The sequence below is a fragment of the Nocardia sp. NPDC051321 genome (assembly GCF_044455225.1).
GTDB lineage: Bacteria > Actinomycetota > Actinomycetes > Mycobacteriales > Mycobacteriaceae > Nocardia.
Genome location: NZ_JBITEM010000006.1, coordinates 171,061 through 196,503, shown reverse-complemented (window position 1 = coordinate 196,503; position 25,443 = coordinate 171,061). Strand labels below are relative to the sequence as shown.

Here is a 25,443-nt window from a genome sequence, read left to right as displayed (position 1 = left end):
GCGAACGGCGCTCGCAGAACTCGCGCGTGTCGGTCGGTAGTCCGGCGGAGCGGACACTCAGATCGTTGGTAACAGTTTGGTCGAGCATCGGCGGATCGTGGACGCGCTGCCTGGTCAGGTCGGGGGGCCGGGACGGGGGCAGTGCGGGGAGGTAACCCGTTCTGGCACAACATAATGCACAACAGGCGGTCATTGTCAAGCCCCGCCGTCGCCTCGTTGTGGCCCTGACCTGCACAGTTGATCGCGCCGTTACCGAGTCGCATGTTAAACTGTGAACATCGAAAGGGGCACGGGACACATGATTTTTAAGGTCGGAGACACCGTCGTTTACCCCCACCACGGAGCGGCGCTGATCGAAGCTATCGAGACTCGCACCATCAAGGGTGAGCAAAAAGAGTATCTGGTCCTGAAGGTCGCCCAAGGCGATCTGACTGTTCGGGTTCCCGCAGAGAACGCTGAATACGTCGGCGTACGTGATGTCGTCGGCCAGGAGGGTCTCGATCGAGTCTTCCAGGTTCTGCGCGCGCCGCACACGGAGGAGCCGACCAACTGGTCCCGCCGTTACAAGGCCAACCTGGAGAAGCTCGCCTCCGGCGATGTGAACAAGGTGGCCGAGGTCGTCCGCGACCTGTGGCGTCGAGAGCAGGATCGCGGCCTGTCCGCCGGTGAGAAGCGGATGCTCGCCAAGGCCCGTCAGATCCTCGTCGGTGAGCTCGCGCTCGCCGAGGGGACCGATGACGGCAAGGCCGAGACGCTGCTGGACGAGGTCCTCGCCGCGGCTTCCTGACCGTGAACAAACTCGACAACGGTGCTCGTCTCACCGACGGAACCGTCGTTGCTTTGGTGCCTGCCGCCGGTCGCGGCGTCCGCCTGGGTGAAGCCACGCCCAAGGCGTTCGTCCCGGTCGGCGGCAGCCCTATGGTCCGACTCGCCGTCGAAGGTTTGATCGCCTCCGGCGCGGTCGATCGGATCATCGTTATGGTTCCCGCCGAATTCGTCGAGAGCGCCGTTGCCCTGCTGCCGCCCTCGGATTCGGTTCACGTGGTCGTCGGCGGCGCCGAACGCATCGACTCGGTGCGGGCAGGTCTCGCCGCCGCACCCGAGGCCGCCTACTACCTCGTGCACGATGCCGCGCGCGCTCTCACCCCGCCCGAGCTCATCGCTCGCGTCGCCGCCGAGTTGCGCGCCGGACATCTCGCCGTGGTCCCCGCGCTTCCGGTCGCCGACACCATCAAGACCGTCGACGCGGCTGGCGCGGTCACCGGCACACCGGACCGCGCACAGCTGCGCGCCATTCAAACTCCGCAAGGCTTCGCGGGCGAACTGCTGCGCTCGGCCTACCTGTCCGAGGGCGTCCAAGCCACCGATGACGCCGGACTGGTCGAACTGCTCGGCAACCAGGTGCACACCATCCCTGGCGACCCGCTGGCTTTCAAGATCACCACCCCGCTCGATCTGGTGCTCGCGCACGCGGTGCTCGACGGTGCGGACGCCCGCCGGGCGGTGGCCCGGTGAACATGCGAGTCGGCATCGGCAGCGACGTGCATCCCATCGAACCCGGCCGCCCGTGCTGGATGGCCGGACTGCTCTTCGACGGCGACGACGGCTGTGCCGGGCACTCCGACGGTGACGTCGCCGCCCACGCCCTCTGCGACGCGCTGCTCTCCGCGGCCGGGCTCGGCGATGTCGGCGCGGTCTTCGGCACCGGCCGCCCGGAATGGGCGGGCGTCTCCGGCGCCGCCATGCTGAAGGAAGTGCGCAGGCTGCTCGACGAGGCCGGCTTCGAGGTCGTCAACGCGGCGGTCCAGGTGATCGGCAATCGGCCCAAGATCGGACCGCGCCGCGACGAGGCCCAGCAATTGCTCGGTGAGCTGCTCGGCGCCCCCGTCTCGGTTTCCGGCACCACCACCGATGGCCTCGGGCTCACCGGCCGCGGCGAAGGCATTGCCGCCATGGCTACCGCCCTGCTGCAATCCTGTCGCTGATCCCGCTCCGAAGGACCTGAGCCGGGTCCGGGTACAGCCTTATCTACCAGCTAGGATCGAACGCCGTGACGCTGCGCCTTTTTGACACCGACACGCGGACCATGCGCGACTTCGCGCCCCTGGTCCCCGGCCGTGCCACGGTGTACCTGTGTGGTGCCACCGTGCAGGGCGCGCCACACATCGGCCACGTGCGCAGCGGCGTCGCCTTCGACGTGCTGCGCCGCTGGCTGCTCGCGCACGACTACGACGTGTGGTTCATCCGCAACGTCACCGACATCGAGGACAAGATCCTCAACAAGGCCGCCGAGGCGGGCAGGCCGTGGTGGGAGTGGGCGGCCACCTACGAGCGCGCCTTCGACAACGCCTACGAGACCCTCGGCGTGCTACCGCCGTCGGTGGAGCCGCGGGCTACCGGCCACATCACGCAGATGGTCGACATGATGCAGCGACTGATCGATCGCGGGCACGCCTACGCCTCCGCGGGCAACGTCTACTTCGACGTGGTGAGCTACCCCGACTACGGCAGCCTGTCCGGTCATCGCCTCGATGACGTGCATCAGGGCGAGAGCGCGGGCGAAGGCAAGCGCGACCCGCGCGACTTCACCCTGTGGAAGGCCGCCAAGCCCGGCGAGCCGACCTGGCCATCGCCGTGGGGGCCCGGTCGTCCCGGCTGGCATCTGGAATGCTCCGCGATGGCCGAGTTCTACCTCGGCCCCGACTTCGATATCCATTGCGGCGGAATGGATCTGGTGTTCCCGCACCACGAGAACGAGATCGCCCAGTCCAAGGCGGCAGGCGACGGTTTCGCCCAGTACTGGCTGCACAACGGCTGGGTGACCATGGGCGGCGAGAAGATGTCCAAGTCGCTGGGCAACGTGCTGTCGGTGCCGAACGTGCTCACCCATGTGCGCGCCGTTGAGCTGCGGTTCTACCTCGGCAGCGCGCACTACCGCTCGATGCTGGAGTACTCGGACAAGGCGCTCAACGACGCGGCCCAGTCCTATCAGCGCATCGAGGCCTTCATTCACCGGACCGCGGACCGCGCGGGCGACATCCCGGTCGGCAAGTGGACCGACGCGTTCGCCGCGGCCATCGATGACGACCTCGCTGTGCCGAAGGCTCTTGCCGAAATCCACCGCGTGGTGCACGAGGGCAACAAGGCGCTCGAATCGGGCGCGATCGATAGCGCGCGGGACCTGGCCGGACAGCTGCGCGCCATGCTCGGTATTCTGGGTGTCGACCCGCTGGATCCGCACTGGTTCACCCCACGTGACTCGTCGGCGGCACTCGGCGCGCTCGACGTGCTGGTGCGCGCCGAGCTCGACCGCCGTCAACAGGCGCGAGCAGACAAGGATTGGGCGAGCGCCGACGCCGCGCGCGATCGATTGCAGGCAGCCGGAATCGAGGTCACCGACACGCAAAATGGGCCCGAATGGGCCCTTGGCGCTGCGCCGCTTACGGCGCCGGACGCGCTACAACCTGGAAAGGCCAAGTAATGGCAGGCAATTCGCAGCGTCGTGGTGCGATCCGCAAGGGCGGAACCAAAAAGGGCGCCGTCGTCGGCTCCGGCGGTAAGCGCAGGCGCGGGCTCGAGGGTCGCGGCGCGACCCCGCCCGCCGTCGAGCGCACCAAGCATCCCGCGGCCAAGCGCGCCGCCGCCGCGGCGAAGGCCGCGGCCAAGGGCGGCGGTGGCCCGCGTGGCAGCGCGGGCCGTGCGGCCGGACGCAAGGACGACGACGCTCCGGAAATGGTGCTCGGTCGCAACCCGGTGGTCGAGTGCCTGCGTGCGGGCGTGCCCGCCGCGGCGCTGTATGTCGCACTCGGCGCCGAGAACGACGAACGACTCTCCGAAAGCGTGCAGCTGGCCGCCGACGCGGGCATCTCCATTCTCGAGGTACCGCGCGGCGACCTGGACCGGTTGAGCGCCAACGGTTTGCATCAGGGCGTCGGCCTGCAGGTGCCGCCGTACCGCTACGCGCACCCGGACGACCTGCTCGCCGAGGTGCGCAATTCGCCGGAACCCGCGCTGCTGGTCGCCCTGGACAACATCACCGACCCGCGCAACCTCGGCGCCGTGATCCGTTCGGTCGCCGCCTTCGGTGGCCAGGGCGTGCTGATCCCGCAGCGCCGCAGCGCAAGCGTCAGCGCGGTCGCCTGGCGAACCAGCGCCGGTGCCGCCGCGCGGCTGCCCGTCGCCCGCGCCACCAATCTGACTCGCACGCTGAAGGATTGGGCCTCGCAGGGCATCCAGGTGGTCGGCCTCGACGCGGGCGGCGACACCACCCTCGACGACTTCGACGGCCGCGAGCCCACCGTCATCGTGGTCGGCTCGGAGGGCAAGGGCCTGTCCCGTTTGGTCCGCGAGAACTGCGACTCGATCCTCGGCATCCCGATGGCGGGCCCGGTCGAATCGCTGAACGCCTCGGTGGCCGCGGGCGTCGTCCTCGCCGAAATCGCCCGCCAGCGCCGGGGCTGAGCACCACGGGATCACGATCGGCTCCGGCCATCTGAAAACCGCCGCGCGACAACTGTTTTGACAAATACTCGGGTAACTCGCCGGGTACGCCCAAAACCTGCCCGGCTGCTCGACCCGTAAGCCCGGCGCGAAACGCGCCCGGGCACACCGCGACCGGCAAAAGTCTCGGAGAGGCGGAGGAGCACCGTAGAATTCGGCTCGTGGTGATACCCAACCAGCCCATCGGGAATCCGGTCGAGCATCCGAACGCGACGGCGGTGCTGTGGCTCGGTGCGGCGAGCGTGCTCTGCTGTGGCGTGCTCGGGCCGGTGGCGTGGGCGATGGGCAAGCGGGCACTGGATCAGATCGAGGAATCCCACGGCGCCTACGGTGGGCGCGTCCAGGTGGTGGTCGGGTACGTCCTCGGCATCATCGGCACCGTCTTGATGATCATCTTCGCGCTGCTGTACCTGATGGTCCTGCTCGGCGGCCACGCTTAGCCGAGGCTGGGTCGTTCCTGGTCGCCCTTGTCGTCCCAGGCCGGCCATTCCTCGCTGACGCTGCCGGTCCAGTTGGGTTGCCTGCGTTCCTTGAACGCCGCCATCGCCTCGCCGCCGTCGATGCTCTTGGTGACGTGCTCGTTCAGGTCGGTTTCCAGCTGTCCCACCATGATCGGGCTCATGCCGAGTCCCTCCCACAGCAGCCGCTTGGACATCGCCACCGGCAGCGGCGCGGACCCGTTGGCAATGTCGTGCGCGATGGCCAGCGCCATCGGCAGCACTTCGCCGCCCGGCATGCAGCCGTTGGCCAGCCCCATCGCCTTGGCCTCGTCGCCGTCGAAAGTGCGACCGGTCAGCATGATGTCGGCGGCATTGGCCATGCCGACCAGGCGCGGCAGCGTCCAGTGCGAGTAGCCGTCGGCGAGTACGCCGCGCCGAACCTGGTTGAGGCCGTAGATCGCGTCCTGTGCCATGTAGCGCAGGTCGCACTGCAGCGCCAGGGCGAGCCCGATGCCGACCGCGTGCCCGTTCACCGCGGCGATCACCGGTTTGCGCACCCGCCACGGCGCGGGCTCGATGGTGGCGCTGACATCGCCGACCCGGCTGGACAGATCCGCGCCCGCGCAGAACGCGGGCGGGGTGCCGGTGATCACGACGGCCCGGATGTTGTCCTCGACATCGCAGCGCTGCAACGCGGCGCTCAATTCGGCGGCCATCGCCGGGGTGAAGGCGTTCTGCTGAGCGGGCCGATTGAGCGTGAGCACGGCGATGCCCGCGGAGACATCGACGTGCAGTTCCGAACTCATGCCAGCGATGTTAGTCCAGGAGGCCGCGGACTGACCCTGGCCCGAAAAACCTCGCTCAACCACGCAGTACTTTGCGCCCGATCGCGTACTTGTGCACCTCGGTCGGGCCGTCGTAGAGGCGGAAGGCGCGGATGTCGCGGAAGATCATCTCGACCACCGTCTCGTCGCTGATGCCGATGCCGCCGAGCACCTGCACGCACCGGTCGGCCACCTTGAACAGCTCCTCGGAGACATACGACTTCGCGATCGAGCTCTCGTGCCGCGCCTTTTCGCCCTGATCCATCAGCCAGCAGGCGTGCCAGATGGTGAGCCTGCACTGATGCAGCGCGATCTCGTTGTCCGCCAACATGAACGACACGCCTTCGTGCTCGCCGATCGGCTTGCCGAACGCGGTGCGGGTGCGCGCGTGATCCACCGCGATGCTTTGCGCCCGCTCGGCCGCACCGAGCCAGCGCATGCAGTGGGTGAGCCGGGCCGGGGCCAGTCGCAGCTGGGCGTAGCGCAGCGCCTGGCCCGCGTCGCCGAGCAGCGCGGACTGCGGCAGCGTGAGGTTGTCGAAACGGACGACGCCGTGCCCGGCCACGTAGTTGCGGTCCATGGTGTTCATGGTGCGTTCGATGACGATGCCGGGCTGGTCGCCGTCGGTCAGGAACAGTGTCGGGCCTGCGGGCAGGTGCGGGTTCTCCGCGAGGCGCGCCATGATGATCCAGGTCTTGGCGCCGTTGGCTCCGGTGATCAGCCACTTGCGGCCGTTGATGGTGAAGTTCTCGCCGTCGAAGGTGGCGGTGGTGGCCAGCTGGGCCGGGTCCGAGCCCGCACCGTCCGGTTCGGTCATGGCGAAGACCGAGCGGTGCCGTCCGGCGATCATGGGTGCCAGGTGCTGCTCTATCTGCTCCGGGTTCGCGACCTTGGACAGTAGGAACATATTGCCCTCGTCCGGCGCCGCGCAGTTCATCGCGATCGGGCCGAGGGTGGACCAGCCCGCCGCCTCGTAGAGCACCGCCTGCTCGATATGGGTCAGCCCGCGTCCGCCGAGCGACTCGGGCGCCTGCACGGTGAGCAGCTTCTCGGCGCGGGCCAGCTCGACCAGTTCCTGGCGCAGCTCGTCGGTCGGCCCGTGCGCGGTGAGCCGCGCATCCCGCTCGAACGGAACGATCTTGTCGATGACGAACTGCCGGACGCGATCGCGTTCGGCGGCGAGCTCGGCGGGCATCGAGAAGTCGATCATCGTTGGTCACCAATCGTTCGGAGGATGCGTGCGTCGAGCATACGAAACCCCGGCCGAGCGACTGAAGGCACCTGCCATCAACGCGCCCGGCGGGGCCGTTATCCGAACGTCATGCAACTTGCGTCGTAGCTGCGTAGAGATCAGCGGCCATGTTTCGACCTGTCAGTGCGCGCCACCGTGGCTCGCGAAATCGAAAGGAAACAAGCCGATGCGCAAGCTCATCGTCGTCAACATCATGTCCTTGGACGGCTGCTATGAGGGTCCCGGCGGCAACGTGATGGCCATGCCGATGGACGCGGCCTTCGATCGCTACAACCTGGAGCGGATCAGCACGGCGGGCACCGTGGTACTCGGCGGCAACTCGTACGCCCTGTTCCAGGGCTTCTGGCCGAACGTCGCGCAGGACGCGTCGGCGTCGGCGACGAACCAGGAATTCGCCAAGCGCTACAACGCCATCGACAAACTCGTCGTCGCCGATCACGCCGAACCACCCTCCGCCGACCACCCGTGGGCGACTAACACCACCATCGTCGCCCAGGCCGGCGCGTACGCGACATTGCGCGCGCTGAAGCGGGAAAACGGCGGCGACATAGTCGTTTTCGCGAGCCGCGTGCTGTGGAACGACCTGGCGGCGCACGGCCTGATCGACGAACTCCACCTCATGATCGGCGCGACCCCGCTCGGCGCGGGCACCCCGCTGTTCCCGGCGAATCTCCCATCCCTGCACCCCATCGACACCCGCACCTTCGACGACTCCGACAACTTCCTCGTCCGCTACCGAGTCGCCCAGCCGACCGCGTGAAATCCGAAGGGCGGGATTTCAGCGGGCGCGGGCGACCCGGCGGCGCCGGGTGCCGATCACCCGGCTGACGAGATAGATCAGGAACGAGATCGTGGTGACGAACGTCGACACCGGAACGCCGGGCGCGAGTGACAGCAGAATGCCGCCTACCGCGGCGATTTCGGCGAATACCACCGCAAGTACGGTGGCCCGCACCGGATTCGCGGTCAGCTGCGCGGCCGCGGCCGCGGGCGTGATCAACAGCGCGAGCACCAGCAGCGCGCCGACGATCTGCACCCCGAAGGCCGCTGTGATGCCGAGCAACACCGCGAACACGATCGACAGCGCCCGCACCGGAACACCCCGTGCCACCGCCACTTCCGGATCGGAGCTGGCGAACAGCAACGGCCGGTAGACGATCGCGAGCACCGCGAGCACGCCGACGGTGCAGGCCGCGAGCAAGGTGATCCCGTTGTTGCCTACGCTGACCACCTGCCCGGTCAGCAGCGAGAACTTCGACCCCGCCCGATCCGGGCCGAGCCACAGGAACAGCACGGACAGCCCGAGCCCGAACGACAGCACCACCGCGATCACCGAATCGCGTTCTCGGGCACGCGTTCCCAGCAACCCGAAGAGCACCGCGGCCACCACCGATCCGGCGATGGCGCCAACGCCGACGCCGACCCCGGCGAGCAGCGCCGCGGCCGCGCCGGTCAGTGACAGCTCGCTGGTGCCGTGCACCGCGAACGACATCTGCCTGCTGATGATCAGCGGCCCGATCACCCCGGACAGCAGCCCGAGCAGCGCGGCGGCGAGCACCGCCTGCTGCACGAAGTCGTAGGACATCAGGTTCGCGGTGGTGCCGAAGTCGAACATCTTGCCGAGCACCCCGGATAGCTTGTCGATCACGAACGGACCACGCTCGCTTCCGGTTCGGCGACCGCCGGGGTGTCACCGTGGCAGTGCGCTCCGGCCGTGCCGAGCGCGTCCATCGTGTCCCCGGTTCCGACGACCACCAACCGCCCGCGCACCCGCAGCACATCGACCTCGGTCTGATACAGCTCCGACAGCACCGCCGAAGTCATCACTTCCGCGGGCGTGCCGATCCGGAACTTGCCGTCCACCAGGTACAGCACCCGATCCACCAGCGGCAGAATCGGATTGATCTCGTGCGTCACGAAAAGCACCGCGGTGTCGTGGCTTCGCCGCCGCTTGTCGATCAGCTCCGCCACCAGCCGCTGGTTCGCCAGGTCCAGGCTGAGCAGCGGTTCGTCGCATAGCAGCACCTTCGGGTCGCCGACCAGCGCCTGGGCCACCCGTAGCCGCTGTTGCTCGCCGCCGGACATGGTCTCCAGCGGCGCGTGCGCGAACTTCTCCGCGCCGACATCGGCGATGGCGGCCGCGACCCTGCGCCTGCGGTCGGCCCGCGCCCGCAGCCCGAGCCCCCAGCGGTGGCCGTCATAGCCGAGCCCGACCAGGTCGACGCCGCGCAGCTGCACCCCGGCGTCGATCGTCTTCTGTTGCGGCACATAGCCGATATCTGGGTTGCCGGTCCGCGCGGGCGCGCCCGCGACCCGCGCGGTGCCCGCGCTGAGGCCGAGCTGGCCGAGCAGCACCTTCAGTAGCGAGGTCTTGCCTGATCCGTTGGGCCCGAGCACGGCGACGAATTCGCCCTGTGCCACTTCAAGATCCAACTCTTGCCAGAGCGTCCGCTCGCCGAACGCCAACCGGGCCCCATCGAGCCGGACCGCCGGCGCGTCAATCGACAATGCTTGCTGCCGAGCCTGTTCGGTGTATTCGGTCACCGCGACCCCTGGTTCATCGCAGTGCTCGTCAACTCAGTGCCGCACTGAGTGCCTGCGCGTTCTTGGTCTGCCACTGCAGGTAATCCACTCCGGCGGGCAGGGTTTCGGTCACCTCGACGACTGCCAGCCCGTTCGACTGCGCCACCGAACGCAGCTCCTTGGTGATCTTGTCTTGCGTCTGCACGTTGTACACCAGCGCGCGAACCTGCTTGCCGGTCAACAGCTCCCGGGTAGCGGCGACCGCGGCGGGCGCCGGATCGGTCTCCTGCTCGATCGCCTCCTGGAACTCGTGCGGCGTGCGATCCTCGACCCCGGCGGCCAGCAGCAGGTAGTGCGCCAGCGGTTCGGTCTGCAGCACCGGCGTTTTCGGGTGCTCGGCGGCGAGCTTGCCCGCGATCGCGGTGATGCCGGCCAGTCCGCTCTTGAAGGTGGCGGCGCGCTCGGTGAAGGCGCTCGCGGCGCCGGGGGCCAGCTCGCCGAGGCTGGCAGCGATGCGGTCCGCGACGGCGCCGACGGTGCTCATGTCGTAGAAGACGTGCTCGTTCTTGTCGCCCTTGTCCGGCCGGGACTCGAACGCGTCCACCGTGCGCTTGTTCCGCCCCGCCACGGCCTTCTCGGCGAACTCGTCGTAGCCGCCGCCGTTGAAGACGACCAGGTCGGCGTCGCGCAGCTTGGCGGACTCGACGGCCGAGGTCTCGTGCGAGTGCGGGTCGGCGGCCGGATCGCTGATGATCGACTCGACGGTGGCGTCCGGCCCCGCGATCGTCGCGGCGATATCGCCCCAGACGTTGGTGGAGGCGATGACGGTCGGCTTACCCGAATTCTTCGTGTCGCCGCCGCACGCGGTCAGCGAGAGTGCGGCGACAACCCCCACAGCGACACCGGCGAACCGTATGGCAATGCTTGTCTTCACGCGGGGGCACTCCTGTGACGCTCAACAGCTGGTGACGCACTCGAGCGGGTGACACTACGCAGCTTAATGGAAATGGTTTCTGTTTCACTTTAGCAACCGCGCGCCGCCGAGACGAGTCCGGGCCCGCCGACCGGGACGCGCGCTTGCGCGGCCGTCGACGGGCCCGGGAGAACCGAGATGGAACGGTTTAGACGAGTGCCTCCACCGGCTGGCCGAGCAGTTGCGCGCAGCGCAGCAGGCCGAGGTGGCTGTACGCCTGCGGATGATTGCCGAGCGAGCGTTCGGCCACCGGGTCGTACTCCTCGCTGAGCAGTCCGGTCGGTCCCGCCACGTCCACCAGCTGAGCGAACAGCGCCTCGGCGTCCGAGCGCTTGCCGATCAGCAGGTACGCCTCGACCAGCCAGGCCGCGCAGAGGTGGAAGCCACCCTCGCCGCCGGGCAGGCCGTCGTCGTGGTGGTACCGGTACACCGTTGAGCCGCTGCGCAATTCGGCCTCGGTCGCGACGACGGTCGCGGCGAAGCGCGGATCGGACGGATCGATGAGTCCGCTCAGCCCGATGTGCAGGGTGGCCGCGTCCAGGTCGGTGCCGTCGTAGGCCGCGGTGAACGACTGGACCTCGTCGTTCCAGCCCTTGGACTTCACCTCGTCGGCGATGGTGTCGCGCAGCACCGCCCAGGCCGGGTCGACCTCGCGCGCGAACCGCTGTGCCAGGGTGAGCGCCCGGTCGACGGTCAGCCAGCCCATCACCTTCGAGTACACGTGATGGCGCGGGTTGCCGCGGATCTCCCAGATGCCGTGGTCGGGTTCCTGCCAGCGCCGCTGCACCGCGGAAACCATGGCGCGCACCAGTTCCCAGTCCGCGTCCGGCAGTGCCGCGGCCGGATCGGTGATGCCCTGCAACTCCCGCGCGTGCGACAGGCTGGCGATGAGATCGACGATCGGACCGAACACGTCCAGCTGCACCTGCATGTTGGCCGCGTTGCCGACCCGGACCGGGCGCGAACCCGCGTAACCGGGCAGCTGGTCGATCACGGCCTCGGGCGGCAGCGTCTCGCCGTACAGCGTGTACAGCGGGTGCAGCCGTTCGGGGCCGGGCAACGTCTCGAGCACCTTGTGTACCCAGTCGAGGAAGTTCTCGGCCTCGCCGAGCGACCCGAGCGAAACCAGCGCCTGCGCGGTCAGCGACGCGTCGCGCAGCCAGCAGTAGCGGTAGTCCCAGTTACGCACGCCGCCAATGTCTTCCGGCAGCGACGTGGTGGCCGCGGCCAGGATGGAGCCGGACGGCGCGTGCACGAGCCCGCGCAGGGTCAGTGCCGAGCGCTTCATCAGATCCGGCTTCAGCGGCGGCAACTGCAACGTGCCGGCCCACTGCGACCAGTAACCCTCGGCGAGCCGCCGGCGCTCCAGCTCGTCGGTCTTGGCCGGCTTGAGATCGGAGGTGCCGCAACGCATTTCCAGCACGATCGGCCCCTTGGACGGGTCGACAATGGCGCGCGCGGAATCGTGCGTGCCGTCGCTGAGGATCTCCCAGCTCAGTCCGGGCGAGCGCAGCACCGTCGGATCGTTGGTGCCGAGCACCCGCAGCCCGTGCTCGGTCGCCTCGATGCTCACCGGCACCTGGCCGAATTCCGGGCGCGGCGCGAACGTCACGACGGCCTTCGCGTCACCGGTGATCACCCGGGTCAGGTCGGTGCGCGTCGCGGGCACATCGTGCGGCAGATAATCCACCACTTGCAGCTTGGCCCAACGGGTTTCGACCGTCATGGTGCTGTCGATGTAGCGCTGCGAGAGCGGCAGTCCCGGTCGCTCCGGCTCGATGGTGAAGTGCCCGGCCTGCGGTCCGCCGAGCAGGTGCGCGAATACCGCGGCCGAATCCGGCTCCGGGTGACAGAACCAGGTGACCGTCGCGTCCGGCGTCAGCAGCGCCACCGAGCGCGGGCTGGCCAGCATGGTCAGCCGCTCGATCCGGGGCGCGCTCGCACCGGCCAGCCAGGTGCGCCGCTCCTCGAGCAGGAAGGCGAGCGCGCAGGACACCGCCTCGGTGCTGTCGACCCGGTGCTTGGCCTGGCTGTCGCCCTCGCCGACCTTGATGCCGAGGTCGGGGCCGGACAGGACGCGGAAGGCCTTCTCGTCGGTCACGTCGTCACCGAAGAACACCGCGGCGGACGCGGCGGCCTGATGCCGGATGGTGTCGAGTGCGGTGCCCTTGTCGGTCTGCACCACGGCCAGTTCGATGACGGCCTTGCCCTCGGTCACCTGCACGCCGAACCACAGCGCCGGACCCTGCCGGACGTTGGTCAGCGCCCGGTGCCCGATTTCCGGGCTCGCGTTGCGCACGTGCAGCGCGACGCTGGCCGGTTTGATCTCCACGGTGACGCCCGGGTTTTCCGAGGCGACTTGGGTCAGCGCGGTCTGCACCTCTTGGAGCAGTTGTTTGGCGTCATTGTCGATGGCGTGCACGAAACCGACATCGAATTCCGAGCCATGGCTACCGATGAGTTGTACCTCGACCGGAAGTCTCGACAATGCCGCGAGGTCTCGCAGCGCGCGGCCGGAAATGACCGCGGCGGTGGTACCGGTGAGTCCGGCGAGCGCGCGTAACGCACTCACCGATTCCCGGTGTGGAAAGGCCTTCGCCGGGTCGGAAACGATGGGCGCAAGCGTCCCGTCATAGTCCGAGGCAACCAACAGTCTCGGCACTCGCGCGACTGTCGACAGTGCACGACGAAGTTCCAGTGGCAGATCCTGTGCGCTCACGCATCCAACCTAGTGATCGGAGGAGTTTTTTCATGGGCGGGCAGAACAATACTGGGTTAGATTTGCCGCACCGACGCCCGCCGCTATGCGTGCGCTGTGTCCAATTTTCCGCCCGTTCGCGCCGGGGTGCGCGGCGACCGCCCGAACTCGGGTCCGAGCGGCCACGACTGGTCACTTCTTCGCGTGCGCTGCAATCATGCCGATGTGCGATCGGTAGTGCGGGGGCCTCGCAAAACTCGCGCTACCCGGCTACACCGAGCAGCGGGCCGCTGACGCGAATTCTGTGCGCCCGGCCCACTTTCGGCTCGAATGTGATCTTCCGCACGAACCCGGCAGCCGTCCAGGATTTGCCGGGTATGCGCTGGCTGTCCGAATGCTAGGCGCGGTCGCCGAGCAACAGATCGACGGTCAGCTCGAGCCGCTCGGTCACGTCGGTCGCCGAGGCGCGCCGGGTGAGCCAGGCGACCAGGTTCGACAGCCACACATCGCTGATCACCCTGGCGATGGCAAGCTGACGTTCGTCGGGTTCGCCGTCGTTCATGGCGCGGGCGAAGACCCGATCCATCACCTTGCCGACCCGATCGACCTCGGCCGCCGCCGACGCGTCGGCGAACATGAACGCCCGCGTCATCGCCTCGGTGAGCAGCGGGTCGCGCTGCATCATCCGGGTGATCTGCTGCAGCAACAGGTGCATGCGCTCCTGCGGCGACTGTCCGGCAAGCGGCTTGCGCTTGCCTTCGATCTGTTCGAATTCCCGGGAGAGCGCGGACACCAGCAGGTGCACCTTCGAGGGGAAATACCGGTACAGCGTCCCGACTGCGACATCGGCGCGTTCGGCCACGGCGCGCATCTGCACCGCGTCGTAGCCGCCCTTCGAGGCCAGCGCCAGCGTCGCGTCCAGAATCCGCTTACGCCGTTCCCGCTGCGCGGCCGAACTCAGCTCGTCCTCGCTGAGCGTCGTGACCGTCGCGGTAGCCGGTGCCGCAGTGGAATCGGCCGGCTGCGATCGGGAGGGACTGGCCATCGGTGAGAGTCCTTTCCGGAGACGTCGTTGGTGTAACTGGCCCGAGTGTGGCTCGGCGGTCGTCTCTTGACTTCCGCACAGCTAGGATATTAGAACATGTTCTAGGTGTGGGAGTCACGCCGGGAAGGCGGTACGGAGTGTGACCATCGCCACCACTGACGAGCATAAAGCCGTCCAGGAGTCGATGCGTGGGTGGGCCGGATCGGTGCGCCCAATTGCAACAATGCGAACCGATCCGAGCGCCTTCTGGCGTGCGTATTGGCCCGGTCTCGCCGATCTGGGCATCTTCCGGGTCGCCGTGACCGAGGACTCGGGCGGGGCGGGCGGCTCGGTCGCCGATCTCGCCGTACTGGTCGAGCAGGCCGCGCACGATCTGGTCGGCGGGCCGGTGCTGGCGACGGCGCTGGCCAATCTGATCACCGCGGGCCGGCTCGATGAGCGGTTGCCGTGCGGGGTCGCGCTCGACTTCATTGTCGGGGCGCAGGTCGGCTTACCGGCCACCGACGGCGAACTGGTGCTCACCGGTTCCTGGGATTCGGTCCTCGGCGCGGCACCGGAAACCGCTGTGCTGCTTCCGGTTTCCCTCCCGGACAGGCAGCGCTGGGTGCTGCTGCCGCCGGACACCGAAGGGCTTCGGATCGAATCGCTTTCGCCGCTCGACCTGAGCGCGCCGCTCGCTCGTGTGCACTGCGCCGACGTGCGGGTACCGGGCGATCAGATATTCGCCTCGCCGCACCCGGTCGAGGATCTGGTGGTGGTGCTGGCCGCCGCCGAACTGGCCGGTGTGGCCGGCTGGTGCCTGGAAACCGCGGTCGAATACGCCAAGGTCCGTGAGCAATTCGGCCGCAAGATCGGCTCGTTCCAGGCCGTCAAGCACATTTGCGCCTGGATGCTGTGCCGGGCCGAACTGATCCGTGCCGTCGCGGCCGACGCCGCGGCCGCGGTCGACGAGGGTGGCGCGGAGCTGCCCGTCGCGGCCGCCATCGCCGCCGCCATCTCGCTGGACGCCGCGGTCGATACCGCGAAGGACTGCGTTCAGGTGCTCGGCGGCATCGGCTTCACCTGGGAGCACGACGCGCATCTGTATCTGCGCCGGGCGGTGGCTCTGCGCCAGCTGCTCGGCGGGTCGGCGCGCTGGCGGGCCAGGCTGACCGAACTGACCCGTGCGGGTCGTCGACGCACCACGGGTGCCGATCGGGTCTTCGCCGCCGAAGGCGTTGCGGCCGTGGACGGCAACAGTGCCGACGAGCTGGCGGCCGAGGTCTCGCGAATCGCCGCGCTGCCCGTCGACCAGCAGCCCGGCGCGTTGGTCGACGCCGGACTAGCCATGCCGCACTGGCCGCACCCGTACGGCCGCGGCGCGGATCCGATGACAGGCCTGCTGATTTCGGAAGAACTCCGGCGCGCCGGACTCGCCGGGCCCGACCTGGCCATCGGCGGCTGGGCCATCCCCACGCTGTTGCAGCACGGCACTGCGGAGCAGATCGATCGCTTCGCCTGGCCCACCCTGCGCGGTGAGGTCGTCTGGTGCCAGCTGTTCAGCGAACCGGGCGCCGGGTCCGACCTGGCCGCGTTGCGCACCACCGCGAAAAAGGTGGACGGCGGCTGGGTGCTGAACGGGCAGAAGGTGTGGACCTCGTTGGGCGACAAGGCGAACTGGGCGATCTGCCTGGCCCGCACCGATCCCGACGCGCCGAAACACCGCGGTATCAGCTACTTCCTCGTCGACATGCACAGCGCGGGACTGCAAGTGCGTCCGCTGGTGCAGATCACCGGCGAGGCGCGGTTCAGCGAGGTGTTCCTCGACGACGTCTTCGTCCCGGACGACGGCGTGGTCGGTGCGCTGAACAATGGCTGGAAGATCGCTCGGTCCACGCTGTCGACCGAGCGAGTGGCGATGGGCGGCAACGGCATCGGGCCGGAGCTCGAAGAGCTGATCGCGAAATCGCCCGCCACCGGACCCGGTGCGGAATTATCGAACGACCGCCTTGGCGGATTCATCGCCGATGCGATTGCAGGTTTACTGCTAGAGCAGCGCGCCGCCGTAAAAATGTTGGCAGGCGCCGATCCCGGCGCACAGAGCAGCGTGCGCAAACTTGTCGGGGTCCGGCATCGCCAGGCGGTTGCCGAATTCTCCGTCGAGACGGCAGGTCCCGCCGGTGCACAGGACACGGAAGTGGTAAAAGAATTCCTGCTCACACGCTGTTTATCGATTGCGGGTGGCACCGAACAAATCCTGCTGACCGTTGCCGGTGAGCGGATTCTCGGGCTACCGCGCGACGTAGCCGGCTAGCGACAAGTCGACTGGAGACTAAGCATGGATTTCACCAGGGACGAGGGCCAGGACGCGGTGGCCGAGGTCGTCGTGAGTTTATTGGAGCGGGAATCGGCCCGTGATTTCGCGTTGTGGCCGAGCCTGGTCGACAGCGGGCTGCTTTCGGTCGCGGTGCCGGAGCGCTTCGGCGGCGACGGCATGGGCCTGCCCGAGGTGTCGGTGCTGCTGACCGAGCTGGCGACCGACGCCGTCGCGGTGCCCGCGCTGCCGACGTTGGGCTTCGGGCTGCTGCCACTGCTGTCGCTGCTGCCGGACAGCCTGGCCGAGCGGGTGTTCCGCGAGGTAGCCGGGGGCGCGGTGCTCACCGCCGCGCTCAGCGAACCGGCGGCGCCGTTCGCGGTCAAGCCGGAGACGGCGGCGGTCATCGACGGCGATTCGGTGCGGATCACCGGCCACAAGGTCGCCGTGCCGTACGCGGAGGAGGCCCGCTGGCTGTTGATACCGACCAATTCCGGTATCGCGCTGATCGATTCGGACGCCAAGGGGTTGATTCGGGTGCCGTCGCCGGTCTCCGGTGGCATCCCCGAATGCACCGTGCGGCTGGACCGGGTGCAGATCCCGGCCGAGCAGCTACTACCCGGTGGCCTGGCCGACCTGCACCGACTAGCCCTGGCGTCGATCGGCGCCGTCGCGGACGGACTGCTGAAGGGCGCGCTGGTGCTGACCGCGGAACACCTGCGGACCAGGCGGCAATTCGGTAGGCCGCTGGCCGAATTCCAGGCCGTCGCTCAGCAGATCGCCGATCTGTACGTCGTCTCGCGCACCCTGCACGTCGCCGCGGTATCGGCGAATTGGGCACTGGCGCAGGATGATTCCAGCCAGGAGCACCAAACGCGGATCGACGACGACCTCGACGTGCTCGCCTACTGCGTGGCCGCCGATCTGCCCGCCGCCATGCAGAAGTGTCATCACCTGCATGGCGGTCTCGGCGTGGACATCACCCACCCGATGCACCGCTACTACTCACAGGCCAAGGACATCGCCCGCTGGCTCGGCGGCGCATCGTTCCGGCTGGATCGACTGGGGGCAAGATGTTCATCGATCTGACCGCCGAGCAGCGTCAGCTGCGCGGCGAATTGCGTTCGTATTTCGCTGATCTCGTCACGCCGGACGAGGAAGCCGCGATGGCGGTGAACCGGCACGGCGACGCCTACCGCGACGTGGTGCGCCGGATGGGCCGCGACGGCTGGCTCGGCGTCGGCTGGCCCAAGCAGTACGGCGGGCAGGGATTCGGTCCCGTCGAGCAGCAGATCTTCTTCAATGAGGCGGTGCGCGCGGATGTTCCGTTGCCGCTGGTCACCCTGTTCACGGTCGGCCCGACACTGCAACAGTTCGGTACCGACGCCCAGAAGAAGAAGTTCCTCCCCGGAATCCTTTCCGGTGACATTCATTTCGCGATCGGCTACTCCGAGCCGGAGGCGGGCACCGATCTGGCCTCGCTACGAACCTCCGCCGTGCGCGATGCCGCAGGCGACTGGGTTGTCAACGGGCAGAAGTACTTCACCACCGGCGCGCACGAGGCGGACTTCATCTGGCTCGCCTGCCGCACCGGATCGGTCGAGTCGAGGCATCGCGGCATCACCATCCTGATCGCGGACACCACCGATCCCGGCTACAGCTGGACGCCGATCATCACCTGCGATGGCGCGCACCACACCAACGCGACCTACTACGACGATGTCCGGGTGCCCGCGGACATGCTGGTCGGCGAGGAGAACGCGGGCTGGCGGCTGATCACCACCCAGCTCAATCACGAGCGGGTCAGCCTCGGCCCGTCCGGCAAGATCGAGCAGCTCTACGACCGGGTGCGGGACTGGGCGCAGCTACGTGGCGCGCTCGGCGAGATCGACGTGCGCCGCTCGCTCGGCCGCATTCACGCCATGGTCCGGTTGAACGAGCTGTTGAACTGGCAGGTGGCCGCGACTGTGGACGGCGACCAGTCCAGCGTGATCGCCGACGCGTCGGCCACCAAGGTGTTCTCCACTGAATCGCTACAGGAGGCGGGCAGGCTCGCCGAGGAGATCGTCGGCCGCTACGGCGATCCCGCCGAAGCAGGCACCGCACAGCTGCTCACCTGGCTGGACCGGCGGACCAAACAGAACCTGACGGTGACCTTCGGCGGCGGTGTCAACGAGGTGATGCGCGAGCTGGTCGCCACGGCCGGCCTGAAGCTGCCACGAGTACCCAGATAGCCATCGCAAGTGCTAGTCGAGAAGGAGCCGCGCGTGCCGGGAACCACCAGTCCGGAAGCGATTGTCGCCGAGGCGGAACGGATCAAGGCGGTCGGTGATTGCACGCCGCGTCTCGCGCGTGATCCGGTGAACCAGCCGATGATCAACAACTGGGTCGAGGCGCTTGGCGATACCAACCCCATCTACGTCGACGAGGTGGCCGCGAAGGCGGCCGGGCACCCCGGCATTGTCGCACCGCCGGCGATGGCCCAGGTATGGACCATGTTCGGCCTCAACGGTGTTCGCCCGGCGGACGATCCGATGGGCGAGGCCACCGAACTGCTCGACGCGGCCGGATACACCTCCGTCGTCGCCACCGACTGCCAGCAGACCTACCACCGGTATCTCAATGTCGGCGAGCAGGTTTCGGCGACAAGCAGGTTGTCCGAGATCCGCGGCCCGAAGCGGACGGCGCTGGGCGAGGGTTGGTTCGTCACCTTCCTGACCAGCTGGCACGTCGGCGACGAGCTGGTCGCCGAAATGCTGTTCCGGCTGCTGAAATTCGCGCCGGGCACCGCCGCGCCCGCGGCACCTGCCGGAGCACGGGTCAAGCCGCTGGTCTCCTGGGACACCGAATTCTTCTGGGCGGGTACGAAAGCGGGGGAGCTGCGCATTCAAAAGCTGCCCGACGGCTCGCTGCGGCATCCGCCGATCCCCGCCCTGTGGAAGGACAAATCGGAGCAGACCGACTACGTCGTCGCCTCAGGCCGCGGCACCGTATTCAGCTACGTGGTGCACCACGCGCCGAAAGTGCCAGGGCGGCAACTGCCGTTCGTGGTCGCGCTGGTCGAATTGGCGGAAGGAGTGCGCATGCTCGGGGAACTGCGCGGCATCGATCCGGCGGAGGTCAAGGTCGGCCTGCCCGTCCAGGTGGCGTTCGAGAAGCTCGACGACGAGGCGACGCTGCCCGTCTGGGAGGTGATCGCATGACTACGACCGTCGAACCGGCCGCCGTGCGAGTCGGTACCGAGCTGCCCGCGTTGGCGATCCTCGCCGATCCCACCTTCGTGGTCAGTACCGCGTTGGCCACCAGGGACTTTCAGGATGTGCACCACGACAGGGACAAGGCGGTCGCCCGCGGTTCCAAGGACATCTTCGTCAACATCCTGACCGACACCGGCATCGTGCAGCGATTCGTCACCGACTGGGCCGGGCCGCGCGCGGTGGTGAAGTCGATATCGCTGCGTCTCGGCGTGCCGCTGTACGCCAACGACACGCTCACCTTGACCGGCACCGTGACCGCCATCGACGGCGGCGACATCCACATCGACGTGGTCGGCAAGGACAGCCTCGGTGACCACATCACGGCGAAAGCCGTTATCACTTACCGGAGTTCGCATGAGTGAGCAGGCCAACCCGTCGCCCGACCGCCACCCCTCGGCGATGCCGAGTATCTCGGGCCGCGCGGCGATCGTCGGCATCGGCGCCACCGACTTCTCCAAGGACTCCGGCCGCAGCGAATTGCGGTTGGCCGCCGAGGCGGTCACCGCGGCGCTGGCCGACGCGGGCCTGACGCCCGGCGACGTCGACGGCCTCACCACGTTCACCATGGACACCAACACCCAGGCCGCCGTCGCCAGGGCCGTCGGCATCCCGCAGCTGAAGTTCTTCAGCCACATCGGATATGGCGGCGGCGCGGCCTGCGCCACCATCCAGCAGGCCGCCATGGCGGTGGCCACCGGCGTCGCCGATGTGGTGGTCGCCTACCGTGCGTTCAACGAGCGTTCGGTGTCGCGATTCGGCCAGTTCTCCACCGCGCTCGCGTCCGCCCCCACCTCGTCGGGGATCGACGCGGGCTGGTCCTACCCGCAGGGTCTCGGCACGCCCGCCGCGCAAGTCGCCATGGTCGCCAGGCGCTACATGCACGTATACGGTGCCACCAGTGCGGATTTCGGTCGCGTAGCGGTGGCCGACCGCAAGCACGCCGCGGTGAACCCGGACGCCTTCTTCTACGGCAAGCCGATCACCCTGGAGGACCACCAGAATTCGCGGTGGATCGCCGAACCGCTGCACCTGCTCGACTGCTGCCAGGAGTCCGACGGCGGCGTCGCGATCGTGGTCACCAGTGCCGAACGCGCCCGCGATCTGCCGCAGCGCCCGGCGGTGATCGCCGCTGCCGCACAGGGTTCCGGCGCCGACCAGTACGTCATGACCAGCTACTACCGCGACGCGATGTCCGGCCTGCCGGAGATGGGTCTGGTCGGCGACCAGCTCTGGGCCCAAAGCGGTTTGCGCCCTGCGGATATGCAGGCCGCCATCCTCTACGACCACTTCACCCCGTTCGTCCTCATGCAGCTGGAAGAACTCGGTTTCTGCGGTCGCGGCGAGGCCAAGGACTTCATCGCCGACGGTGCCATCGAGGTCGGTGGCAGGCTGCCGCTGAACACGCACGGCGGACAGCTCGGCGAGGCCTACATCCACGGCATGAACGGAATCGCCGAGGCGGTCCGCCAGATTCGCGGCACCTCGGTGAACCCGGTCGAGAACCTGGAGAACATCGTGGTCACCGCGGGTACCGGCGTACCAACCTCAGGGTTGGTGCTCAGCGCCAACTGAGCTAGGGCGCACCCGGCTGATCGTGCGTCGAGCAGTGGATGCCGCCGCCGCCCGCGGCGATCTCATCGATCGGGACCGGGACGATGTCCCGGCCCGGCAGGTGATCGCGCAGGATGCCCTGTGCCCGGTCGTCGGCCCGCCGGTCACCGAACTCGGGCAGGAACACCGCGCCGTTGGCGATGTAGAAGTTCGCGTAGCTGGACACGAATTCCGCACCCTCGCCGGTGATCTCGTTGGGATCAGGCTGTGGCAGGTCGATCACCTGCAGTGTGCGTCCGCGCGCGTCGGTGGCTTCGGCGAGCACCTGCCTGGCCTGCTCGCTCGACCGTGACCACGAGTCGGCGGGCGAGCCGGGAAACGCGGTGTCCAGCAGCACAACGCCGGGGGCCACGTAGCGGACCAGGCAGTCGATGTGGGCATCGGTAATGTCCTCGCCGCGCACGCCCGCGCACCAGATCACCTTGTCGATGCCGAGGGTCCGCTTCAGCTCGGCCTCGAGCTGGTCGCGGCTCCTGCCGGGATTGCGGTTGTCGTTGACGATCGAGCTCTCGGTGACGAGCAGGGTGCCCTCGCCGTCGGTCTCCAGTGCGCCGCCCTCGGCGACGAACGGGGCCTGATAGCGGGGAATCCGATAGCGTGACAACAGTTTCCGACCCAGCGGGCCATCGTTGTCGTGGCGCTGTTTGTTGCCCCAGCCGCTGAAACCCAGATCGACGCCGACCACCTTGCCTGCCTGCTCGACGAAGACCGGGATGGTGTCGCGGGCCCAGAGGTCGTCCACCGCAAGCGAGATCACCTCGACGCCGCTGCCGCACGCCCGCTGCGCCGCGTCGCGCTGATCGTCCCTGGCCAGCATCACGACGTGCTCGTACTCGGCGATCTCCTGGGCCAGTCCGGCGATGTCCTCGCGGACGTCGCCGAGGTACCGGCCCCAGATCGCCGCCGCCTGGGCGGGCCAGGACATGTAGGTGCGCGCATGGCTTTCCCATTCGGCGCCGAACCGGCCACCGGGCCCCGCCTGCTCCGGCGCCGGGGTGCCTGGCTCGGCGGAGGTGGCGGACGGTTCGGACGAGCCGCATGCCGAGACGCCTGCGGCGAGCAGGCCGGCCAGGACGCTGAAGGCAGATCGGCGGGACATGGGGTTCTCCATCACGGGCTCCGATAGTCGAGGATCCTGCTGAAAGCTCCTGACTGAAATTTCAGTCAGGACCACACGGTACCATTGTCCGCATGTCTCGTCGTGATTCGATCCTGGAGTCGGCCGCCCGGGTGGTCGCCCAACGCGGTATCCGTGGCCTGCGGGTGGAGGAGCTGGCCGAAGCGGCCGGCGTCTCCACCTCGCTGATCTACTACCACTTCAAGGACCGAGCGGGCCTGCTCGCGCAGACCCTCGACTTCATCAGCACCAGGGCCGAGCGCTACACCGAATCCGACGTCGACGCCGCCGCGGATCCGCTCGGCCACCTCCGGGAACTGCTGCTGCTCGAGCTGCAGGACACCCCGCTGGTCATCGAGAACAGCACCGCGTGGGGCGAATCCCGCGCCACCGCCGTCTTCCAGCCGGAGCTGCGCGATCAACTCCGCGACGCCACCGTCGGCTGGACCGACCACTTGAGCGGGCTCATCCGCAACGCCAAGGAACGCGGCACCGTCCCCGCCGAGGTGGTGCCCGCCGATGCCGCCGAGCGGCTCACCGCGCTGGTCGAGGGCATCAGCATGCGCTGGCTCAGCGGCACCGTCGAACTGGCAAGGGCCCGCGAATTGGTGCGCGGCGCAATCGCTCTCGAACTAGGCGTGCGACGGTAAGTTCGATACAGCAGATCGCCGCACGTGAGGAGCCCCATGACCGCTCGGCACCTGGTCGACGTCCACGTCCTGCTCATCCGCGACGGCCGCCTGCTGCTCAGCAAGCGCCGCAGCGACGACGAATTCGACGGCCTCTGGCACCTGCCCGCGGGCAAACTCGAGGCGGGCGAATCCGCCACCGCCGCCGCGGTCCGCGAGGCGAACGAGGAAACCGGCGTCCACATCGAACCCGCCGACCTGCGCCACATCCACACCTCCCACGTAGTCGGCTCCGGCCGCGACCCCCGCCTGGGCCTCTTCTTCGAAGCCCGCCACTGGACCGGCAACCCCACCAATCGCGAACCCGACAAATGCCACGAACTGCGCTGGTTCCCCTTGGACGCCCTCCCCGACGCCATCATCGCCTACCCCGCCGCGGGCATCCGCGCCCATTTCACCGGCGCCACCTACAGCGAACGCGGTTGGTACGCCACCGACCTGCTCGGACTGCCTGCGGGGGCCGAGGACGTCGAGCTGGACCTGCCTGAGTTGAGGGACCATGCCCAAAGCGCGGATCTCAGTGACTAGGCGATGACTCCTCGCAAGTAGATCGTCAGCAGGGTGGCGAACTGGCGGACGCTCTCGGGCGTGCCCGGCGTGAGTTCGGCGCGATTTCCCGCGAGTCGGTCGAAGACAGCGCCTTCGAGTAGGGCGATGAAGTCGGCGGCGGCGGCGGCGGTCGCGGGGTCGGGGATACCCATGGCGTGGAACAGTTCTCGGGCCCGCTCGGCAGAGAACAGGCTGCGCGCCAAGCGGGTGTGCAGCTCGGGGTCCGACAGTAGGTCGAGGATCAGGGTGTGGCGGGCGATGAGCTGATTGCGGCGTTCGGCCACTAGATGATCGAGCCAAACCGCGATTCCGGCCGCGGTGGCATCGGGATCGATGGGGCCGGTCGGGGCGAGTTGAGCTGCCGTGAAGTCGTCGCGCGATCGGGTCGTGATCCGGTCCACGATCGCCTCGATGAGCGCGCGTTTCGTGCGGAAGTAGTACGAGGCCGAGCCTGCGGGGAGCTCGAGCGCGGTGTCGAGTGCTCGATGGGTGAGTGCTCGAAGGCCTTGGCGCGCAATCTGATCGATCGCGGCGTCGACGATCAGGGTGCGCCGGTCGGTTGTGCACATGGTCACCTTTCCTGGCCTCGCGTCAGCCTGTCCTCTACAAATGTAGAGGACAGGGAGGTGTCATGGAAATCAACGGTGAAACGGACGTGGCCGCGCGGATCGTCCTGGATGTGGATCAGGAGCGGGCGGTGGGGCGGCTGGGGGAGCTGGTGGATCGGCGGGGGAGGCCGGTGCGGCGGCATCAGGGGATTTATTTGTATGGGCGGCCGGGGCGGGGGAAGACGATGGTGATGGACCGGTTCTTCGCCGGCGTTGCTTCGGAACGTAAGCGGCGCTTTCACTTTCATCAGTTCTTTGTCCGGTTGCATGCGGCGGCGCATACCACCGGTTCCATCGATAAGGCGGTCGCCTCGTTGCTCGGCGATGCGCGCCTGGTCTGCTTCGACGAATTCCATGTGCACGACACCGGTGAGGCGATGCTCATCGCTCGAATGCTCGACGCTTTGTTCAAGCGCCGAGTGATTCTGGTGGTGACGTCGAATTACCCACCCGACGGCCTGTTGCCGAATCCGCTGTTCCACGAGCGATTTCTGCCGACGATCGCGCGGATCACGGCGAATCTGGACGTGATTTCGCTGGATGGTCCAATGGACTATCGCACTCGGGTGGACCGATCATCCGACCGGCGAACGGGTTTCGCGGCCGGTCGTTATCACCTCGATCCTGCGGACCGTGACGATCGGGTAGCCGATCACTCGACGCCGCGGCACAGCGCGAATCCGGAGACAATCCAGATCGGCACCCGCCGACTGCGCACCCGATCCACCGCCGATGGCACGCTCACCATCGAATTCGCCTCGCTGTGCGGCACTCCCACCGCCACCGCCGACTATGTCGAACTGGCCAAGCGCTTCCGGCGGTGGACCATCTGCGACGTGCCACCCCTGCGCGACGTTCCACCCGACTGGTCGATGCGTTTCGTCAACGTGGTCGACGTGCTCTACGACGTCGATCTGGAACTGACCGTGCGGGCGCGAGTCCCCTTGGCGGACCTGGCCGCCGGTGTCCGGAATGTCCCCGATATCGCGCGACTCGCCAGCCGTCTTTGTGAACTATCCCAATTAGTGCCTTCCCGCGTCGGATAGTCGTGCACGACGCGGCCG

Annotated in this window: 25 protein-coding genes; 16 read left to right on the top strand and 9 right to left on the bottom strand. The window is 68.1% G+C overall.

Annotation, left to right across the window (positions count from 1 at the left end):
• The first annotated feature begins 298 nt into the window (after positions 1 to 298).
• From carD to ACIA8C_RS15790, 6 genes are all read left to right on the top strand, one after another.
• On the top strand, positions 299 to 787 hold the full coding sequence (gene carD, locus ACIA8C_RS15815) for an RNA polymerase-binding transcription factor CarD (protein WP_011206964.1): 489 nt from the start codon (positions 299 to 301) through the stop codon (positions 785 to 787).
• Between the two features lie 2 nt (positions 788 to 789).
• Positions 790 to 1,515 (top strand): 2-C-methyl-D-erythritol 4-phosphate cytidylyltransferase, encoded by a 726-nt coding sequence (gene ispD / locus ACIA8C_RS15810; protein ID WP_397135096.1) that lies wholly within the window; start codon positions 790 to 792, stop codon positions 1,513 to 1,515.
• Between the two features lie 2 nt (positions 1,516 to 1,517).
• Entirely contained in the window at positions 1,518 to 1,985 is a 468-nt protein-coding gene (ispF, locus tag ACIA8C_RS15805; RefSeq protein WP_397135675.1) for a 2-C-methyl-D-erythritol 2,4-cyclodiphosphate synthase, read from the top strand.
• A gap of 65 nt (positions 1,986 to 2,050) precedes the next feature.
• A complete protein-coding gene (gene cysS / locus ACIA8C_RS15800) occupies positions 2,051 to 3,481 on the top strand; it encodes a cysteine--tRNA ligase (protein WP_397135094.1) in 1,431 nt (476 codons plus the stop codon).
• Positions 3,481 to 4,461 (top strand): 23S rRNA (guanosine(2251)-2'-O)-methyltransferase RlmB, encoded by a 981-nt coding sequence (gene rlmB, locus ACIA8C_RS15795; protein ID WP_397135092.1) that lies wholly within the window; start codon positions 3,481 to 3,483, stop codon positions 4,459 to 4,461. Before cysS ends, rlmB begins: the two co-directional genes overlap by 1 nt.
• A gap of 200 nt (positions 4,462 to 4,661) precedes the next feature.
• Positions 4,662 to 4,940, top strand: coding sequence for a DUF4190 domain-containing protein (locus tag ACIA8C_RS15790; protein WP_397135090.1), 279 nt, complete (start codon positions 4,662 to 4,664; stop codon positions 4,938 to 4,940).
• On the opposite strand, the gene ACIA8C_RS15785 is transcribed toward ACIA8C_RS15790, so the two are convergent.
• The gene (locus ACIA8C_RS15785) at positions 4,937 to 5,746 is read right to left on the bottom strand and encodes an enoyl-CoA hydratase/isomerase family protein (RefSeq protein WP_397135088.1); all 810 of its coding nucleotides are present in this window, start codon (positions 5,744 to 5,746) and stop codon (positions 4,937 to 4,939) included. The genes ACIA8C_RS15790 and ACIA8C_RS15785 overlap by 4 nt on opposite strands.
• 55 nt (positions 5,747 to 5,801) lie before the next feature.
• The gene (locus tag ACIA8C_RS15780) at positions 5,802 to 6,974 is read right to left on the bottom strand and encodes an acyl-CoA dehydrogenase family protein (RefSeq protein WP_397135086.1); all 1,173 of its coding nucleotides are present in this window, start codon (positions 6,972 to 6,974) and stop codon (positions 5,802 to 5,804) included.
• Positions 6,975 to 7,182: 208 nt separating this feature from the next.
• Between ACIA8C_RS15780 and ACIA8C_RS15775 the strand changes: the two genes are divergently transcribed.
• Positions 7,183 to 7,776, top strand: coding sequence for a dihydrofolate reductase family protein (locus ACIA8C_RS15775; protein ID WP_397135084.1), 594 nt, complete (start codon positions 7,183 to 7,185; stop codon positions 7,774 to 7,776).
• Positions 7,777 to 7,794: 18 nt separating this feature from the next.
• On the opposite strand, the gene ACIA8C_RS15770 is transcribed toward ACIA8C_RS15775, so the two are convergent.
• The 5 genes from ACIA8C_RS15770 to kstR all read right to left on the bottom strand — a co-directional run bounded on the left by ACIA8C_RS15770 (position 7,795) and on the right by kstR (position 14,255).
• Positions 7,795 to 8,631 (bottom strand): metal ABC transporter permease, encoded by an 837-nt coding sequence (locus ACIA8C_RS15770; RefSeq protein WP_397135673.1) that lies wholly within the window; start codon positions 8,629 to 8,631, stop codon positions 7,795 to 7,797.
• A 29-nt stretch (positions 8,632 to 8,660) separates the two neighbouring features.
• Positions 8,661 to 9,560, bottom strand: coding sequence for a metal ABC transporter ATP-binding protein (locus ACIA8C_RS15765; protein ID WP_397135082.1), 900 nt, complete (start codon positions 9,558 to 9,560; stop codon positions 8,661 to 8,663).
• A 28-nt stretch (positions 9,561 to 9,588) separates the two neighbouring features.
• Positions 9,589 to 10,473, bottom strand: a complete 885-nt coding sequence (locus ACIA8C_RS15760; RefSeq protein ID WP_397135080.1) for a metal ABC transporter solute-binding protein, Zn/Mn family — start codon at positions 10,471 to 10,473, stop codon at positions 9,589 to 9,591.
• 187 nt (positions 10,474 to 10,660) lie between these two features.
• The gene (otsB, locus tag ACIA8C_RS15755) at positions 10,661 to 13,231 is read right to left on the bottom strand and encodes a trehalose-phosphatase (protein ID WP_397135078.1); all 2,571 of its coding nucleotides are present in this window, start codon (positions 13,229 to 13,231) and stop codon (positions 10,661 to 10,663) included.
• Between the two features lie 376 nt (positions 13,232 to 13,607).
• A complete protein-coding gene (gene kstR / locus ACIA8C_RS15750; RefSeq protein ID WP_397135076.1) occupies positions 13,608 to 14,255 on the bottom strand; it encodes a cholesterol catabolism transcriptional regulator KstR in 648 nt (215 codons plus the stop codon).
• A 139-nt stretch (positions 14,256 to 14,394) separates the two neighbouring features.
• Here kstR and ACIA8C_RS15745 point away from each other — a divergent pair, with 139 nt between their 5' ends.
• From ACIA8C_RS15745 to ACIA8C_RS15720, 6 genes are read left to right on the top strand one after another with little or no spacing between them, the layout of a single operon-like run.
• Positions 14,395 to 16,548 (top strand): acyl-CoA dehydrogenase family protein, encoded by a 2,154-nt coding sequence (locus tag ACIA8C_RS15745; RefSeq protein ID WP_397135074.1) that lies wholly within the window; start codon positions 14,395 to 14,397, stop codon positions 16,546 to 16,548.
• A gap of 24 nt (positions 16,549 to 16,572) precedes the next feature.
• A complete protein-coding gene (locus tag ACIA8C_RS15740) occupies positions 16,573 to 17,637 on the top strand; it encodes an acyl-CoA dehydrogenase family protein (protein WP_397135072.1) in 1,065 nt (354 codons plus the stop codon).
• Positions 17,622 to 18,782, top strand: coding sequence for an acyl-CoA dehydrogenase family protein (locus ACIA8C_RS15735; RefSeq protein ID WP_397135070.1), 1,161 nt, complete (start codon positions 17,622 to 17,624; stop codon positions 18,780 to 18,782). The genes ACIA8C_RS15740 and ACIA8C_RS15735 overlap by 16 nt, the downstream gene beginning before the upstream one ends.
• Positions 18,783 to 18,815: 33 nt before the next feature.
• Positions 18,816 to 19,751, top strand: coding sequence for a bifunctional MaoC family dehydratase N-terminal/OB-fold nucleic acid binding domain-containing protein (locus ACIA8C_RS15730; RefSeq protein ID WP_397135068.1), 936 nt, complete (start codon positions 18,816 to 18,818; stop codon positions 19,749 to 19,751).
• Positions 19,748 to 20,167: a MaoC family dehydratase gene (locus ACIA8C_RS15725; RefSeq protein WP_397135066.1), complete on the top strand. Its 420-nt coding sequence runs from the start codon at positions 19,748 to 19,750 to the stop codon at positions 20,165 to 20,167. The genes ACIA8C_RS15730 and ACIA8C_RS15725 overlap by 4 nt, the downstream gene beginning before the upstream one ends.
• A 37-nt stretch (positions 20,168 to 20,204) precedes the next feature.
• Entirely contained in the window at positions 20,205 to 21,377 is a 1,173-nt protein-coding gene (locus ACIA8C_RS15720; RefSeq protein WP_397135671.1) for a lipid-transfer protein, read from the top strand.
• Between the two features lies 1 nt (position 21,378).
• On the opposite strand, the gene ACIA8C_RS15715 is transcribed toward ACIA8C_RS15720, so the two are convergent.
• The gene (locus ACIA8C_RS15715) at positions 21,379 to 22,515 is read right to left on the bottom strand and encodes an agmatine deiminase family protein (protein WP_397135064.1); all 1,137 of its coding nucleotides are present in this window, start codon (positions 22,513 to 22,515) and stop codon (positions 21,379 to 21,381) included.
• 92 nt (positions 22,516 to 22,607) lie between these two features.
• Between ACIA8C_RS15715 and ACIA8C_RS15710 the strand changes: the two genes are divergently transcribed.
• Together ACIA8C_RS15710 and ACIA8C_RS15705 are read left to right on the top strand one after the other, a co-directional pair.
• Positions 22,608 to 23,183: a TetR/AcrR family transcriptional regulator gene (locus ACIA8C_RS15710; protein ID WP_396991526.1), complete on the top strand. Its 576-nt coding sequence runs from the start codon at positions 22,608 to 22,610 to the stop codon at positions 23,181 to 23,183.
• A 36-nt stretch (positions 23,184 to 23,219) separates the two neighbouring features.
• Entirely contained in the window at positions 23,220 to 23,750 is a 531-nt protein-coding gene (locus ACIA8C_RS15705; RefSeq protein ID WP_397135062.1) for an NUDIX domain-containing protein, read from the top strand.
• Here ACIA8C_RS15705 and ACIA8C_RS15700 read toward each other — a convergent pair.
• Positions 23,747 to 24,340 carry a TetR/AcrR family transcriptional regulator gene (locus ACIA8C_RS15700; protein ID WP_397135060.1) on the bottom strand — a complete coding sequence of 198 codons (594 nt, stop codon included), beginning with the start codon at positions 24,338 to 24,340 and terminating at the stop codon, positions 23,747 to 23,749. The genes ACIA8C_RS15705 and ACIA8C_RS15700 overlap by 4 nt on opposite strands.
• A 62-nt stretch (positions 24,341 to 24,402) precedes the next feature.
• Here ACIA8C_RS15700 and zapE point away from each other — a divergent pair, with 62 nt between their 5' ends.
• Positions 24,403 to 25,425 (top strand): cell division protein ZapE, encoded by a 1,023-nt coding sequence (gene zapE / locus ACIA8C_RS15695; RefSeq protein WP_397135669.1) that lies wholly within the window; start codon positions 24,403 to 24,405, stop codon positions 25,423 to 25,425.
• The last annotated feature ends 18 nt before the right edge of the window (positions 25,426 to 25,443 follow it).

What these genes read in the sequence shown, in the direction of transcription:
- ACIA8C_RS15725 (WP_397135066.1), top strand. Translation starts at nt 19,748, where the DNA reads ATGACTACGACCGTCGAACCGGCCGCCGTGCGAGTCGGTACCGAGCTG.
- ACIA8C_RS15735 (WP_397135070.1), top strand. Translation starts at nt 17,622, where the DNA reads ATGTTCATCGATCTGACCGCCGAGCAGCGTCAGCTGCGCGGCGAATTG.
- ACIA8C_RS15770 (WP_397135673.1), bottom strand. Translation starts at nt 8,631, where the DNA reads ATGTTCGACTTCGGCACCACCGCGAACCTGATGTCCTACGACTTCGTG.
- rlmB (WP_397135092.1), top strand. Translation starts at nt 3,481, where the DNA reads ATGGCAGGCAATTCGCAGCGTCGTGGTGCGATCCGCAAGGGCGGAACC.
- zapE (WP_397135669.1), top strand. Translation starts at nt 24,403, where the DNA reads ATGGAAATCAACGGTGAAACGGACGTGGCCGCGCGGATCGTCCTGGAT.
- ACIA8C_RS15700 (WP_397135060.1), bottom strand. Translation starts at nt 24,340, where the DNA reads ATGTGCACAACCGACCGGCGCACCCTGATCGTCGACGCCGCGATCGAT.
- ACIA8C_RS15715 (WP_397135064.1), bottom strand. Translation starts at nt 22,515, where the DNA reads ATGTCCCGCCGATCTGCCTTCAGCGTCCTGGCCGGCCTGCTCGCCGCA.
- ACIA8C_RS15785 (WP_397135088.1), bottom strand. Translation starts at nt 5,746, where the DNA reads ATGAGTTCGGAACTGCACGTCGATGTCTCCGCGGGCATCGCCGTGCTC.
- carD (WP_011206964.1), top strand. Translation starts at nt 299, where the DNA reads ATGATTTTTAAGGTCGGAGACACCGTCGTTTACCCCCACCACGGAGCG.
- kstR (WP_397135076.1), bottom strand. Translation starts at nt 14,255, where the DNA reads ATGGCCAGTCCCTCCCGATCGCAGCCGGCCGATTCCACTGCGGCACCG.
- ispF (WP_397135675.1), top strand. Translation starts at nt 1,518, where the DNA reads ATGCGAGTCGGCATCGGCAGCGACGTGCATCCCATCGAACCCGGCCGC.
- ACIA8C_RS15775 (WP_397135084.1), top strand. Translation starts at nt 7,183, where the DNA reads ATGCGCAAGCTCATCGTCGTCAACATCATGTCCTTGGACGGCTGCTAT.
- ACIA8C_RS15710 (WP_396991526.1), top strand. Translation starts at nt 22,608, where the DNA reads ATGTCTCGTCGTGATTCGATCCTGGAGTCGGCCGCCCGGGTGGTCGCC.
- ACIA8C_RS15740 (WP_397135072.1), top strand. Translation starts at nt 16,573, where the DNA reads ATGGATTTCACCAGGGACGAGGGCCAGGACGCGGTGGCCGAGGTCGTC.
- ACIA8C_RS15780 (WP_397135086.1), bottom strand. Translation starts at nt 6,974, where the DNA reads ATGATCGACTTCTCGATGCCCGCCGAGCTCGCCGCCGAACGCGATCGC.
- ACIA8C_RS15720 (WP_397135671.1), top strand. Translation starts at nt 20,205, where the DNA reads ATGCCGAGTATCTCGGGCCGCGCGGCGATCGTCGGCATCGGCGCCACC.
- ACIA8C_RS15705 (WP_397135062.1), top strand. Translation starts at nt 23,220, where the DNA reads ATGACCGCTCGGCACCTGGTCGACGTCCACGTCCTGCTCATCCGCGAC.